This window comes from Thalassospira sp. CH_XMU1420-2 (genome assembly GCF_037029325.1).
In the GTDB taxonomy this organism is placed as follows: domain Bacteria; phylum Pseudomonadota; class Alphaproteobacteria; order Rhodospirillales; family Thalassospiraceae; genus Thalassospira; species Thalassospira povalilytica.
Genome location: NZ_JAYMEG010000001.1, coordinates 705,014 through 718,551, shown reverse-complemented (window position 1 = coordinate 718,551; position 13,538 = coordinate 705,014). Strand labels below are relative to the sequence as shown.

The 13,538-nt window shown below is 55.3% G+C and carries 14 protein-coding genes; 5 read left to right on the top strand and 9 right to left on the bottom strand.

Features of this window, described 5'->3' with window-relative positions:
• Positions 1-2: 2 nt before the first annotated feature.
• Entirely contained in the window at positions 3-1,616 is a 1,614-nt protein-coding gene (locus WA429_RS03185) for an ATP-binding protein (protein ID WP_287464302.1), read from the top strand.
• A gap of 38 nt (positions 1,617-1,654) precedes the next feature.
• The gene (locus WA429_RS03180) at positions 1,655-2,038 is read left to right on the top strand and encodes a MerR family transcriptional regulator (protein ID WP_101245471.1); all 384 of its coding nucleotides are present in this window, start codon (positions 1,655-1,657) and stop codon (positions 2,036-2,038) included.
• 31 nt (positions 2,039-2,069) lie between these two features.
• On the opposite strand, the gene WA429_RS03175 is transcribed toward WA429_RS03180, so the two are convergent.
• Entirely contained in the window at positions 2,070-2,486 is a 417-nt protein-coding gene (locus WA429_RS03175; protein WP_206926792.1) for a YbaN family protein, read from the bottom strand.
• A gap of 146 nt (positions 2,487-2,632) precedes the next feature.
• Here WA429_RS03175 and arfB point away from each other — a divergent pair, with 146 nt between their 5' ends.
• Together arfB and WA429_RS03165 are read left to right on the top strand one after the other, a co-directional pair.
• Entirely contained in the window at positions 2,633-3,049 is a 417-nt protein-coding gene (gene arfB / locus WA429_RS03170; RefSeq protein WP_101245469.1) for an alternative ribosome rescue aminoacyl-tRNA hydrolase ArfB, read from the top strand.
• Between the two features lie 101 nt (positions 3,050-3,150).
• The gene (locus tag WA429_RS03165) at positions 3,151-3,933 is read left to right on the top strand and encodes an acyl-[acyl-carrier-protein] thioesterase (protein ID WP_287464303.1); all 783 of its coding nucleotides are present in this window, start codon (positions 3,151-3,153) and stop codon (positions 3,931-3,933) included.
• A 38-nt stretch (positions 3,934-3,971) separates the two neighbouring features.
• Here WA429_RS03165 and WA429_RS03160 read toward each other — a convergent pair whose 3' ends face one another.
• The 8 genes from WA429_RS03160 to WA429_RS03125 form a co-directional block, all read right to left on the bottom strand.
• The gene (locus tag WA429_RS03160) at positions 3,972-4,595 is read right to left on the bottom strand and encodes a ribonuclease HII (RefSeq protein WP_114112879.1); all 624 of its coding nucleotides are present in this window, start codon (positions 4,593-4,595) and stop codon (positions 3,972-3,974) included.
• A gap of 164 nt (positions 4,596-4,759) precedes the next feature.
• On the bottom strand, positions 4,760-5,164 hold the full coding sequence (locus WA429_RS03155; protein WP_101245466.1) for a Na+/H+ antiporter subunit G: 405 nt from the start codon (positions 5,162-5,164) through the stop codon (positions 4,760-4,762).
• 12 nt (positions 5,165-5,176) lie between these two features.
• Entirely contained in the window at positions 5,177-5,446 is a 270-nt protein-coding gene (locus WA429_RS03150) for a K+/H+ antiporter subunit F (protein WP_101245465.1), read from the bottom strand.
• A complete protein-coding gene (locus WA429_RS03145; RefSeq protein WP_233432970.1) occupies positions 5,443-5,931 on the bottom strand; it encodes a Na+/H+ antiporter subunit E in 489 nt (162 codons plus the stop codon). Before WA429_RS03145 ends, WA429_RS03150 begins: the two co-directional genes overlap by 4 nt.
• Positions 5,932-5,955: 24 nt before the next feature.
• On the bottom strand, positions 5,956-7,488 hold the full coding sequence (locus WA429_RS03140; protein WP_287464304.1) for a monovalent cation/H+ antiporter subunit D: 1,533 nt from the start codon (positions 7,486-7,488) through the stop codon (positions 5,956-5,958).
• Complete coding sequence (locus WA429_RS03135) at positions 7,488-7,844, bottom strand: Na+/H+ antiporter subunit C (protein ID WP_101245462.1); 357 nt, start codon at positions 7,842-7,844, stop codon at positions 7,488-7,490. Before WA429_RS03135 ends, WA429_RS03140 begins: the two co-directional genes overlap by 1 nt.
• 1 nt (position 7,845) lies before the next feature.
• Complete coding sequence (locus WA429_RS03130) at positions 7,846-10,710, bottom strand: monovalent cation/H+ antiporter subunit A (RefSeq protein ID WP_287464305.1); 2,865 nt, start codon at positions 10,708-10,710, stop codon at positions 7,846-7,848.
• 181 nt (positions 10,711-10,891) lie between these two features.
• Complete coding sequence (locus WA429_RS03125) at positions 10,892-12,100, bottom strand: MFS transporter (RefSeq protein WP_228194546.1); 1,209 nt, start codon at positions 12,098-12,100, stop codon at positions 10,892-10,894.
• A 137-nt stretch (positions 12,101-12,237) separates the two neighbouring features.
• On the opposite strand from WA429_RS03125, the gene WA429_RS03120 reads away from it, so the two are divergent.
• Positions 12,238-13,503 carry a permease gene (locus WA429_RS03120; RefSeq protein ID WP_287464306.1) on the top strand — a complete coding sequence of 422 codons (1,266 nt, stop codon included), beginning with the start codon at positions 12,238-12,240 and terminating at the stop codon, positions 13,501-13,503.
• The last annotated feature ends 35 nt before the right edge of the window (positions 13,504-13,538 follow it).

Below are 13,538 nucleotides of genomic sequence, written 5' to 3'. Positions count from 1 at the left end.
GAATGAAAAAGCCATCGTCCAAGCCCCAAAAGGACGCAACGCCGTCATTCGATCTTGATCGTGAAGGCAATGCCGCAGAATTGTTTGCCGCATTGCTTGATACGGCCGATACCGGTTTGGTTGCGCTTGCCCCGGACCGGACCGTTTGTCACTGGAACCAGTGGATGCAGACCCGTTCGGGATTGCGCGCCGACGAGGTTCTGGGCAAGGCGCTTCATGATATCTTTCCCGAAACACGGATGGGACGCGTCAGCCTTGCCATCGAGGATTGCCTGAAATTCGGAATGCCCGCGGTGATTTCACCGTCGCTTAATCAGGGGGCCTTGCCGCTTTCGCCATTGCCGCAATTTGCCGCAAGCTTTGATCGCATGGAACAATCGATCCGCGTCCATCCGATCAAAACCAAAAGCAATGGCACATTATGTTCGCTGATCATTCGGGACGTGACCCTTGCCGTACAGCGCGACCGTCTGTTGCGCAAACAGGCTGCTGAACTGGCCGAACTGGTTACCCAGTCAAAACGCAGCGAAGACCGCACAAAGGCGATTTTGCAAAACACCATCGATGCCATTCTTGTGGCGTCCGACGATGGCAATATCGAACCACTGAATTCCCGGGCACAGGAACTTTGCGGACCGGATGGCGATCCCGAATTGCGCAATATTATCCGGTTCCTGCTTCCTGACAGTGATCATATCGCAATCACGCCGCCCCCACCCAACCGGCTTCTGACCGATCTTGGTACTGGCGTCATCGAAGTCCTGGCTCTTACCAAAACCGGGCGCAGTGTCCCGCTGGAAGTTGCGATCAGTCATTTTTCGGCGGATCAGCGATATCATTACATCATCACCCTGCGTGACATTTCCCAGCGCAAGCGCCATGAGATGGAAATCCAGCGCACCATGGCCGAGCTTGAACGGTCCAACAGCGAACTTGAACAGTTCGCCTATGCGGCGTCCCATGACTTGCAGGAACCGCTTCGCATGGTGTCGAGCTATACCCAGCTTATTGCCCGGCGCTATGAGGGCAAACTTGATGATACCGCCGATGAGTTCATCCATTACGCGGTTGATGGCACCCAGCGCATGATTGACGATCTTCTGACCCTGTCGCGGGTCGGGCGCCACGGCAAGCCGTTTCACCCGGTACCGCTTGATGATCTGTTTGATGCGATTGTTGCCAACTTCAAACGCGCCGGATCGGCCCCGGAAGGCAACATCATCCGCGAAGATCACCTGCCAACGGTCATGGGCGATGCCAGCCAGTTGCTGTTGCTGTTCCAGAATCTTGTGTCGAACGGGTTGAAATACAGCGATCCGCAAAATGGCCGGGTGCGGATTTTTTCCGCCGACACCCCGAACAGTCACCGGATTTTTGTCGAAGATAACGGGATCGGCATTGATCCCCAGTATCACGAAACCATTTTCGAGATTTTCAAACGCCTGCACGGATATGGTGATTATGCCGGCACGGGAATTGGTCTTGCGATCTGTAAAAAGATCACCGACCGGCATGGCGGAATACTTAGCGTTACCAGCAATGTTGGCGAAGGCAGCACCTTCTGTGTCGAGTTGCCCAAGGAATTGCCGATTGTCGCGACATCCGAAAGCATGTAGCTTGCAGTTTACGTAAGCGTAAAGATGATTGAGCTACCATGACCGACAGTTACTCTATCACCGATCTTGCCCGCGAGTTCGAAGTCACCACCCGAACCATCCGGTTTTACGAAGATCAGGAACTGATTTCCCCCGAACGCCATGGCCAGACGCGCATCTATAGCCAACGTGATCGCGTGCGGTTGCGCCTGATCATGCGCGGCAAGCGGCTTGGCTTTTCGCTTAAGGAAATCCGAGACCTGCTTGATCTGTATGACGGTGATCGCAGCGAAATCACGCAGTTAACCACCCTTGTCGACAAGATCAATGAACGTCGCGAAACCTTGCGCAAGCAACGCGAAGACATCGACGCCACACTGGACGAGCTCGATAAACTGGAAGAAACCTGTCAGGAAGAACTTGGTCGCAAAAAGGCCGGTTAATTCGCCTCGTCCCGGTTATCGCCAACCGCTGTTACTGTCCGGGCCCGACCGACCCGGACGGGGATGCAGACGCCTTTGACAGGCTGACATCGGATGGCCGAGACAGGATAAAACAGCTGACCGGCAAGGCGACCAGCAACTGGATCATCACGATCCAGCGGTTTTCGATAAAGATCAGGGATGCGGTAATCACCACCAGAAAGGCCAGCATGGCAAGAAGCTTGGCCCGACGGTTGATCACGCCATGTTCATTCCATTGACGGATCGACGTACCAAAACGTGGGTGATTGCAAATCCAGTCATGCAGACGCGGCGATCCCTTGGCAAACAGCCAGGCCGCCAGCAACATGAAGGGTGTGGTCGGCAAAAGCGGCAAAAAGATTCCGATCACGCCAAGACCAACCGAAAGCCATCCAAGGGCAAGATAGATATGCGCTATACGCACCATAGATTTCCTGTTTACAGTCCGTTCCACCCCTGACAGGCTAGGAAAGGTAATTTAGGCGCTGCGATTGCGAAATTCAACAAATAGCCGACCATTACACTCAGTTATTTTTACCCTCTTTGACACCTTATGATTCCGAACGGTTGACCATGCTTGAAATTGAAAATGGCCTTTATCTGGATGAACGCCATCTGCATTTTCAGTTCGTCCGTGCATCGGGTCCCGGCGGGCAGAATGTCAACAAGGTGTCCAGTGCGGTCCAGATGCGGGTCCGCATTGATGATTTGACCGAACTGCCCCAACGGGTGCGCGACCGGTTGCGCGAACTGGCCGGAAGCAAGCTGACCAATGACGGTGAAATCATCTTTGACGCCCAGCGACACCGAACCCAGGAACGCAACAAGCAGGACGCCATTGAAAGGTTGCTGGCCCTGTTGCGCAAGGCTGCCGAGCGCAAGAAATACCGCGTCAAAACCCGCCCGTCCCTTTCGGCCAAGCGCAAACGCGTTGAAACCAAGAAAAAGCGCGGCGATATAAAGAAAATGCGCCAACGCCCGATCGACTGAGGCCCAGCTAGTGGCCAAAGGCACACAGCCCTTTCCATCCAGGCTACACCGGCTGTAACGGGCTTTTAAAACCGAACGGACATGACATTCAGGTTCAGAACATGATCATCGACTGGGATCACATCGCCAAAGCCCCCCTGCCGACCAATTGCGGTTGGAAAGGCACCTATCGTGTGCGCTATTCCGAAATTGGTGAAAACGGCAAAGTCATGATGCCAGCCCTTGCCGACTATATGCAGGATGCCGCCGGTTGGGGCGCGCGGATCCTGAAACTGGCTTATGACGATACGGTTGATCAGGGCATTGCATGGGTTCTGGCGCGTATGGTGATCCATATCCGCGACTATCCCGGCAATGGCGAGGAAATCCTGATTGAAACCTGGCCGTCAGGCGTATCGCGCCGGGTTGCGACCCGCGATTTCCGCCTGTCGAACAGCAAGGGGGATGTGATCGGCGTTGCGCAAAGTTACTGGGTGATGTTTGACCTGCGCGAACGGCGCGCAGCCCAATGGCCGGACTGGATTGAAGAACGCCTGCCTGATCCGCCCGGCCCCAAACTGATTGAACCGCCCTTGCGCCCGGCCTTTACCACCGATCCCCTGCCCGCAATTGACACGATCAAGGCACGGCCATCGGACCTTGATCTGTATGGGCATGTCAATAATGTGCGCCTGATGCAGTGGGTGCTGGGGGTTTCGGGGCAAAACAGCCGTCCTGATTTCCATCCCGAAAGTCTTGATATCCAGTTCAGAACAGAATGCCGGGTCCATGAACGGGTCGAGCTGCGCCATGCCAACGGCTTTGCCGCGGTCAGTCGCGAAGAAGACAGTACGGACCTTGTGCGTGCCCATATTGTCGCGCGCAATGCTCTGGCGCTGGCTTAGCGCCGACAAGGATCACGATAACCGGCACCCTGATCGCTTCAAGCCCGGTCCATCATGGCATCAAAAAGATCGGCAACCGGTTTGAAGCTTTTGCGGTGATGCGGGGTTGGTCCGACTTCGCCAAGCCCGGCCATGTGTTTTTTCACCCCGTACCCCGCATTGCCTTCCCAGCCAAAAAAGGGATAGCGCGTTGCAAGCCGTGCCATGGCGCGATCGCGCACGACCTTGGCCACAATTGATGCTGCGGCAATTGACAAGGATTTGCTGTCGCCCTTGACCACGGTTTCGACATGGCATGGCAAACCGGGATCACGATTACCATCCACCAGTGCCTGATCGGGCACCACTGCCAAACGGCCGACCGCGCGGCGCATGGCGACATAGGTTGCCTGCAAAATATTGATCTGGTCAATTTCACGAACAGATGCCGCCCCGATACCGACTTCGGCGCATTCCATGATCACGCCAAAAAGCTTGTCGCGCTTTTTGGCTGACAGCTTTTTGGAATCATTGAGTTCGGCAACCAGAATATCGGGCAATCTTGCATCCCGCGGCAAGATGACCGCGGCCGCCACCACCGGGCCCGCCAGTGGCCCGCGGCCGACTTCGTCGATCCCGGCAATACGCCCGCTATACTGATCTTCGATGGTAAAGTCCGGCATGTTTCTGGTCACTCTCTCTTTCCACCGTCATAGCAAGCTGCCCGGTGACCGACAATATCGCAGTTTGTCCGGGCGGCTTCCTTGGGGTGAATTCACGCACCAGCATAACAAAAAACGGCACCGGATAACCGGTGCCGTTTGATCAATTAAAGGTCCCCTGCCTTTCAGGTTTCCTTTTCCTTGTATTCTTCGCTTGGGTCGTAACCTTCGGGTCCGATCGGGTCAAAGGTGGCCCAGCCTTCATCCTGCTTGGATGGCGGAAGATCCTTGTGCGGATCGACATTCAGCAGCATATAGGCCTTGGCAATCAGATTTGCGGTGATGGGTGCTGTCAGGAAAATGAACAGCGTAATCAGCAATTCGTGAATGGTGAAATGGCCACGTTCAACCCAGAAGAACAGCATTGACGCGATCAACACGCCGCCAAGCCCGACAGTACTGGCCTTGGTCGGTGCGTGCAGACGCGGCAGCAGTTCTTTGAGTTTGATCATCCCGAAAGACCCGATCAGCAAGAAAGCCCCGCCAATCACGATCAGAAGCGAAATGATGAGTTCAACAACAAACGGCATCTTATCGCTCCCTTATTCGATGATGTCGCCACGCAAGACGAACTTGCAATAGGCCACAGTTGAAACAAACCCGAACATTGCAAACAGCAACGCGCCTTCGAAATACATCGCCGTTGATTTTCCGATGCCATACAGCACCAGAAGCGCAATCGCATTGATCGCCATCGTATCAACCGCCAGAACCCGGTCGGCCGTGGTCGGCCCCACGGTCAGGCGATACAGGTTCATCAAAAGCGCAAGCGCCACACAGACAAAGCCGAAATTCAGTGCATATTCGATCATTCGAAGATCTCCTTCAGACGGCGTTCGTAGCGGTTCTTGATGTCATCGATCACGCCCTGTGGATCGGGGGCATGCAGGCAATGAACCAGAAGGCTTTTGGCATCGGCACTCAAATCGATGGTCACCGTGCCCGGCGTCATGGTGATGGTTCCGGCAAGGGTCGTGATCGCCTCTGGAGAGGTCAGATCAAGCGGAACGACAACGCATTTTGACTCAAGGCTTTCGGTTTTGCGAAACAGGATCAAACCGGCAACAATGACGTTTGCCACCAGAATGTCCCACAAAACCACCAGACCATATTCGCAAATGGCATAGGCGTTGCCCACCTTGGGACGGGCCGGCCAGAAACTGGCGGTGATCAACGGAATGATGACCGCAAGAATAAGGCCGAAGATAACGGCACCTGCCGAAACCTCGTTGACCAGAAACACCCACACCACCAGCAAGGCCAGTGTCAAAAGCGGATGGGGGAGATAACGTTTCATCATTATGTTCCTTGTCCTTTCCGCTTACTGGCCCAGCAATGCCAGGGCACCTTCGCCCAGCACCGCCTGGATATAGCCCGATGTATCAAAGATCTGCGCAGCAACACCGTGCAGATAATCGGTAATCGGACCGGCAAAGACCGTCAGGGCAACCAGTCCACCCAGCATGCCGCACGTGGCAATGATCGGCAGAACCGGCCATTTCGCGCCTTCGACCGTGATTTCACCTTCGACCGACGCACTTTTCCAGAACAGGACACTGCCCGCCCGGCCAAAACCGATAATGCACAGCAGTGACGTCACCAGAATGATCGCCCAGATCCAGACCATGGCGTCACTTCCACGCGCCGCATCAAGGATCTGAAGTTTACCGATAAAGCCGCTTAGTGGCGGCATACCGGCCATGGCAATCGCCCCGACAAAGAACAGAACAGCCAGGAAGCCCGACTGATGGAATGTCGGTGCGGTATGCAGGCTGTCGCCAAACTGGCCGCGACGTGACACCACCAGATCAGCAATCAGGAACAGGGCCGCGCCCGAGAAGGTCGAATGCAACAGGTAATAAAGGCCCGCCGCAATACTTTCGGGTGTGAACAGGGCAATGGCAATCAGCAGTGTTCCCATCGACCCGATCACCGAAAAGGCGATCAGCCCGTTAAGACGTTTTACCGCGACCACGCCGACCATGCCCAGAACAAGCGTGATCAAAGCTGCCGGCATCAGATACGGCTGTGCAAGCCACGCCATGTCCCCGGCCGCATCGCCAAAGGCCAGTGAATAGACACGCAGTACGGAATAGGCACCGACCTTGGTCATGATGGCAAACAGGGCAGCAACCGGTGCCGGTGCATTGGCATAGGTTCCCGGAAGCCAGAAATGGATCGGAACCAGTGCCGCCTTGACACAGAACACCAGAAGCAAGACCAGCGCACCAGCCCGCAACAGAGCGGCATCACCCGGCGCGACATTGGCCACCTGAACCGCGAGATCGGCCATATTCAGCGTACCGGTCACGGAATAGATCATGCCAACCCCGATCAGGAACAGCGACGATCCCGTCAGGTTAATCACGATATATTGCATGCCGGCTTTCAGCCGTTCAGCCCCTGCGCCATGCAGCATCAGGCCGTATGACGCGATCAGCAGAACTTCGAAGAACACGAACAGGTTGAATACGTCACCGGTCAGGAACGCACCATTGACCCCCATCAGCTGGAACTGGAACAGGGCATGGAAATGCTTGCCGCGCTGATCCCATTCGCTTGAAGCAAACAGGACAACACCAAGTCCCAGAAGCGATGTCAGGAACACCATCATCGCTGACAGGCGATCCAGCACCAGCACGATCCCAAACGGTGCCGGCCAGTTCGACAAGGCGTACATTTCCGGGTCATTGCCATTGGCAAAAACCACCAGTGACAGCGTCACCGCCACAAGGGCCACGGTCGCCGTGATCGAAAATACGCGCTGCAACAAAATGTCGTGACGGACCGCCAGAACAATCAGGGCGGCCATCACGGCGGGCAGCACTATGGGAACAACAATCCAGTCACCCATCAGTTTTTATCTCCTGCTTCGGATGGCTCGCCAACCGGGCGACCGTCAACATGGTCATTGCCGATTTCAAGATAAGCCCGGATCGACAGAACAACGATCAGGGCGGTCATGCCGAACGAAATCACAATCGCCGTCAGGACAAGTGCCTGGGGCAACGGATCGGTATATTCGGTCACACCATCACGCAGGATCGGCGGCATATTGATCGTCAGGCGGCCCATCGCGAACAGGAACACGTTCACCGCATAGGACAGCAAGGCCAGACCGATCACCACCGGGAAAGTCCGCCCGCGCAGCAACAGATACGTGCCGCACGTGGTCAGAAGCCCAATACTGCTTGCTACAAGAAACTCCATATCAGGCCTCCTTTTCCGGGGTTGGTACAGATGCAGACGGATCGTGATCCATCGGATCAAGGTTCACATCGACATGTTCGGCCATGCGTTCAACCTGTGACAGTTTGGCAAGGGCCAGCATCACCGCCCCGACCACGGTCAGGAACACGCCAAGGTCAAAGCCCATGGCAGATGCCAGTTCAAATTCGCCAACAATCGGCAGATGAACATGGGTGAAACCGCTGGTCAGGAACGGAAGCCCCGCAACCCATGCTGAAACACCGGTAATTGCCGCTGCAATCACGCCCAGACCGATCATGCCGTGATAGTTCACCTTCATGCGGTTCTGGGTCCAGCCAAAGCCCGACGCCATATATTGCATGACCAGCGCAACCGAAACGACCAGACCGGCGATAAAGCCACCGCCCGGCTCGTTATGGCCACGCAGGAAGATGTAAACACCCACCATCAGCGACAGCGGCAACATCACGCGCGTTGCCACCACCATCATCATCGGATGGCGATCAGCCGACCGGCGATTATCGACAACCCAGTTGGCAAGACGCTTGGCGGCTTCGCCCTGGGTGACGGTTTCAATCAAGGCAAAGATCGACAGTGCCGCAATGCCCAGAACGATGATCTCGCCAAAGGTATCAAAGCCACGGAAGTCGACGAGGATCACGTTCACAACGTTCGTACCGCCGCCTTCTGTTTTCGAATTGGCCAGATGATAAGCCGAAATCGAGTTGGGCAGATCACGTGTCATGATCGCCCAGATGGCGCCGCCAATGCCAAGCCCCGCAGCAATGGAAACAATCCCGTCGCGCATCTTGCGGCCTGGCAGGCTTTCCTTTGGCGTTTCCTTGGGCAGGATATTGAGTGCCAGCAACATCAGGATGACCGTCACCACCTCGACCGAGATCTGCGTCAGGGCAAGGTCCGGTGCCGACAGATAGATGAAGCCAAGTGACACGATCAGGCCGATGACACCGACCAGAAGCAATGTCAGCAACCGGTTGTGATGCATGAAGACCGACGCGATACAGGTCACGACCAGCAACAGCCAGGCAATGGCCGCCGGCGGTGAAACTTCAAGAAGTTCACGCGAACCCGACAGGTAATCGGGTTTGGCATAAAAGCCCGAAACACCGATTGCCACAGCCGAAACCACCATGATCGCCAGATAACGCTGCAAGGAGCCATTATGCAGGTTGTCCGAGACAAAACGGCTGAGTGCCACCAGCTTGGCCATTGCGCAATCAAACATGGATTTGGCATCGGGACGCGACAGGTTTGCGGTCGCCGACAGAAGCCCCGCATGACGCATCAACAAAAGCGCCCCCAGAACCAGGGCAATCGCGCTCATGCCAAGTGCCGGGGTCAAACCATGCCAAAGTGCCAGATGATATTCCGGCAGTTCCCCGCCAATCACCGCACCGGAGGTCGCCGCTACCAGCGGACCGGCAATGGTTGCCGGGAACAGGCCGATCAGAACCACAAGAACGGTCAGGAATGCAGGCGGCGCCCACATGCCGAACGGCGGGTCATGCGGATGATGCGGAAGGTTTTCATCACGCGGCTTGCCCAGCCAGACATGGAAGATAAACCGGAAGGAATAGGCAACCGAGAAGATAGCACCAATCGTGGCAAGCAGCGGCACAAGCCAGTTCTGATCGAACCAGACCGTATGCCAAGCTTCTTCCAGCATCATTTCCTTGGACAGGAAGCCGTTAAACGGAATGACACCGGCCATCGATGCCGCCGAGATAATGCCGATGGTCCCGGCAATCGGCATCAGGTTCAGCAATCCGCCAAACCGGCGAATATCACGGGTTCCCGTTTCATGGTCGACGATACCCGCCGTCATAAACAGGGCTGCCTTGAAGGTCGCATGGTTGATGATGTGGAAAACACCGGCAACTGCCGCCATCGGTGTTCCGAAACCAAACAGCATGGTGACAAGACCAAGGTGACTGACCGTCGAATAGGCCAGAAGTCCCTTAAGGTCATGTTTGAAGATCGCGATCCATGCACCCAGAACCATCGTGACCAGACCAGCGGTCGCCACGATATAGAACCATTCCGGTGTGCCCGACAGAACCGGCCACATGCGCGCCATCAGGAAGATGCCGGCCTTGACCATGGTTGCCGAATGCAGATAGGCCGAAACCGGGGTCGGTGCGGCCATGGCATGGGGAAGCCAGAAATGGAACGGGAACTGTGCCGATTTGGTGAAACAGCCCAAAAGGATCAGAACCAGTGCCGGAACATACATCGGCGATGCCTGGATCAGATCGGCATTGGCAAGAATATCGGTCAGGTTATAGGAGCCGACAATATCGCCAAGGATCAGCATCCCCGCAATCATCGCCAAACCACCAGCACCGGTCACGGCAAGCGCCATGCGCGCGCCCTGACGGCCTTCTGGCAGATGTTTCCAGTACCCGATCAGCAGGAACGATGACAGGGATGTCAGTTCCCAGAAAATCAGCAGCAGCAGAATATTATCGGAAAGAACGATACCGACCATGGCTCCCTGGAACAGGAGCAGGAACACATAGAAGCGCCCCATGGGATCGTTCTTTGACAGATAGAACCGCGCATATATGATAATCAGCAAACCGATGCCAAGGATCAGTGTCGCAAACAGCAATCCAAGACCATCCAGGAAGAAGGTCACATTCAGACCCAGTTCCGGCAGCCAATTATAACTGACCTGAAATACCTCGCCGGCAATGACCGCTGGGGCCTTTGCCATCAAAAGGATCAGGGCAAGCAGTGTGACAGAACCGGTGGCAGTTGCACATGCATTGCGCCCGGCCCTGATCATTATGGCGGGCAAGACCGCCCCAATGAAGGGAAGCAAAACAATGAGGGTGAGACTCATGAAAGACCCTTATTTTTGGATAATCGCCGCATCGCCCCCAACGCGAGACAGCAAGAAAATTCCGGCAGAAGGTAATATTTGTTCAGAAAATGGTCAAGAAAACCCAAACGGCGCAGATTTTCACCTTCTGACTGTCAAGTGAAGATGATCACCCGTGATTTTGGCGTTTTCAACTGCCGGGTTATTTCCGCCCGCCAGCCAGAAGCGATGCTTCGGGCATCATGCGCAGACGGATCATGGCAATTGTGCCGGCCACCGGCCCGATCGACAGCATGGCAAACGCCCCCCACCAACCGGCCCAGTCAGCCACAACCGGCACCAGATGGATCGATACCAGCGCGATCAGGAACCCGATGGCATTTTGCAGGGTCAATGCTGTTCCGACCTGATGGGGATCGGCCAGTTCAATCACGCAGGATGAAAACTGTGCGGAATCCGCCACCACCGAAATACCCCAGACAATGCAAATCAGAAGAAGGACCGCAAACGGCGCATCCCCGAAGGCACCGGCAACCAGTGCGCAGGCACCACTGATGACCATGGCGGTAATTGTAACGGTCGTCCGCCCGATCCGGTCGGCATAATATCCCCCGGCAAGCGATCCGAACGCCCCGATCCCGACGATGGCAAAGGTGGATAATGCCGACCACATGCCGGGATTATCGACCATCCGGTCTGAATAGGCCCCATACAGGAACAACCCGATCCAGCCCCACATGGCATAAAGTTCCCACATATGCCCGAAATAACCATAACAGGCATGGCGCAATGGCTTGTTGGACCAGATTTTACCGACCATGCGCGGATCAAATCGCGGCGACCTTCCTGGTGTTCCCCCCAGATGCACAAACAAAACGGCAAAGGCCGCCAGATAGGCCGACACACTTGCCGTTACGATCACCAATCGCCAATCAAGGGGAACCGCCACCGAAAACAGATGCGGCAAGGCAGAGCCCATGGTCAACGCCCCAACCAGAAGCCCGACCAGAAATCCGGTATCGCCCCGCGACCAAGTCGCAACCATTTTCATGCCGATCGGATAGATGCCCGCCATGCATATGCCGGTGATCAAGCGCAGCAAGATCACCACCACACCATCAATCGGCACCACAAGGATCAGGATATTGGCGGTTGCGGCAATGATTGCCGACGCGGCCCAGAAACGACGCGGTTCGATCCGGTCGGCCAATCCGAAAACCGCACTGGTTACCGTCCCCAGCACAAAGCCAAGAAGAACCGAACTGGTAAACAGCGAAGACTGCAACGCGCCGATATCAAATTCGCTGCGCAATTGCGGCAGCACCGCGGTCGCCGAAAACCACAGGGCAAGTGCCATTAACTGGCAAACCGTAATCATTGTAACGGCAAAGCCTTTGCCCGTGCGCGCCATTGTCCCCCCGACATGTTTGATGTTTTGCACATCATACACAGATGCGGACAAAAACCTATCTTGGAACTCTTTGAAATTCTGACCGTTAGATGTTTATCCCGATGAATTTCCAATTCCGAGCGGACGGCAGAGCAGAAATGAACATTCTTGATCAATATGCAAATGGCGTTGTAACGGCCCTTGGTTTTTTCTGGAATGCGCTTTGGGCTTTCGTTCTTGGCTATGCCATCAGTGCTGCAATCCAGGTCTTTGTGCCCAAACGCCGACTGGTTGACCATATGGGCGATGGCGGTGCCAAAAGCATTTCACTGGCCGGGATGTTTGGCGCGCTTTCAAGTTCCTGTTCTTTTGCCGCGCTGTCCGCTGCGAGATCGCTTTTTCAGAAAGGCGCGCATTTTATCGCAACCGTCGCTTTTATGTTTGCATCGACCAATCTGGTCATTGAACTGGGCGTTCTGATCTTTCTGTTTCTCGGATGGCAGTTTCTGGTCGCAGAGATCGTCGGTGGCATCATCATGATCGTGATTTCGGCAATCCTGATCCGTCTGACATATCCGACCAAACTGATTGACAAGGCCCGCGATCATGCAGATGACGCGACCGGCCATGAGGATGACGATTTCGACTGGAAAAAACGCATTGCATCGATCGAGGGATGGCAACAGGTCGGCAACCGTTTCGTCATGGAATGGCAGATGGTTTGGCGTGAAATCCTGATCGGTTTTACCGTTGCCGGATTTATTGCGGTGTTTGTGCCAGACCATGTTTGGCAGACGCTGTTTCTTGCCGATGATGGCGCAAGCGGTGCCGATTTGCCGTTCCTGCGGGTGTTGGAAAACGCATTGATTGCCCCGTTTGTTGCCGCTGCGACCTTTATCGGGTCCATGGGCAATATCCCGCTTGCCACCGTTCTAAGTGCAGGCGGCGTCAGTTTTGCCGGTATTATGGGCTTTATCTATTCCGATTTGATGGTCCCGCCGCTGGTGAAAGTGAATGCACGCTATTACGGCTGGAAGACCGCGCTTTATATTGCGGGTGTGATGTATGTCAGTATCGTCGCAACGGCGTTGCTTCTGCATTATGCCTTTGCGGCACTTGACCAGGTCCCCGAAAGCAGCCGTGACATTGCCGAAATCAGCGCATTTGGCGTCAATTACACATTGTTCCTGAATATTGCGGCATTTGTACTGGCAGCCGTTTTGATCCGGTTGCGTGCACTGGCACAAAAAGCCGGCTCCGGCGGACATGGTCACAACCACGATCATGATCACGAACATGACCACGGACATGATCATCACGGCAGCAAGACATCGATACTGACCCCGAAAAATGCCCTGATCGGTGTGATATTCCTGATATTGGCAGGTGGACTTGTGGTGCAGATCGGAACAGCGGTGTCCTAAAAAAACACCGCCCGGTCAGACCGGACGGCGCAAGT

What these genes read in the sequence shown, in the direction of transcription:
- WA429_RS03145 (WP_233432970.1), bottom strand. Translation starts at nt 5,931, where the DNA reads ATGAAACGTTATCTCCCCCATCCGCTTTTGACACTGGCCTTGCTGGTG.
- arfB (WP_101245469.1), top strand. Translation starts at nt 2,633, where the DNA reads ATGCTTGAAATTGAAAATGGCCTTTATCTGGATGAACGCCATCTGCAT.
- WA429_RS03135 (WP_101245462.1), bottom strand. Translation starts at nt 7,844, where the DNA reads ATGGAGTTTCTTGTAGCAAGCAGTATTGGGCTTCTGACCACGTGCGGC.
- WA429_RS03180 (WP_101245471.1), top strand. Translation starts at nt 1,655, where the DNA reads ATGACCGACAGTTACTCTATCACCGATCTTGCCCGCGAGTTCGAAGTC.
- WA429_RS03175 (WP_206926792.1), bottom strand. Translation starts at nt 2,486, where the DNA reads ATGGTGCGTATAGCGCATATCTATCTTGCCCTTGGATGGCTTTCGGTT.
- WA429_RS03130 (WP_287464305.1), bottom strand. Translation starts at nt 10,710, where the DNA reads ATGAGTCTCACCCTCATTGTTTTGCTTCCCTTCATTGGGGCGGTCTTG.
- WA429_RS03155 (WP_101245466.1), bottom strand. Translation starts at nt 5,164, where the DNA reads ATGCCGTTTGTTGTTGAACTCATCATTTCGCTTCTGATCGTGATTGGC.
- WA429_RS03185 (WP_287464302.1), top strand. Translation starts at nt 3, where the DNA reads ATGAAAAAGCCATCGTCCAAGCCCCAAAAGGACGCAACGCCGTCATTC.
- WA429_RS03140 (WP_287464304.1), bottom strand. Translation starts at nt 7,488, where the DNA reads ATGGGTGACTGGATTGTTGTTCCCATAGTGCTGCCCGCCGTGATGGCC.
- WA429_RS03165 (WP_287464303.1), top strand. Translation starts at nt 3,151, where the DNA reads ATGATCATCGACTGGGATCACATCGCCAAAGCCCCCCTGCCGACCAAT.
- WA429_RS03120 (WP_287464306.1), top strand. Translation starts at nt 12,238, where the DNA reads ATGAACATTCTTGATCAATATGCAAATGGCGTTGTAACGGCCCTTGGT.
- WA429_RS03150 (WP_101245465.1), bottom strand. Translation starts at nt 5,446, where the DNA reads ATGATCGAATATGCACTGAATTTCGGCTTTGTCTGTGTGGCGCTTGCG.
- WA429_RS03160 (WP_114112879.1), bottom strand. Translation starts at nt 4,595, where the DNA reads ATGCCGGACTTTACCATCGAAGATCAGTATAGCGGGCGTATTGCCGGG.
- WA429_RS03125 (WP_228194546.1), bottom strand. Translation starts at nt 12,100, where the DNA reads ATGGCGCGCACGGGCAAAGGCTTTGCCGTTACAATGATTACGGTTTGC.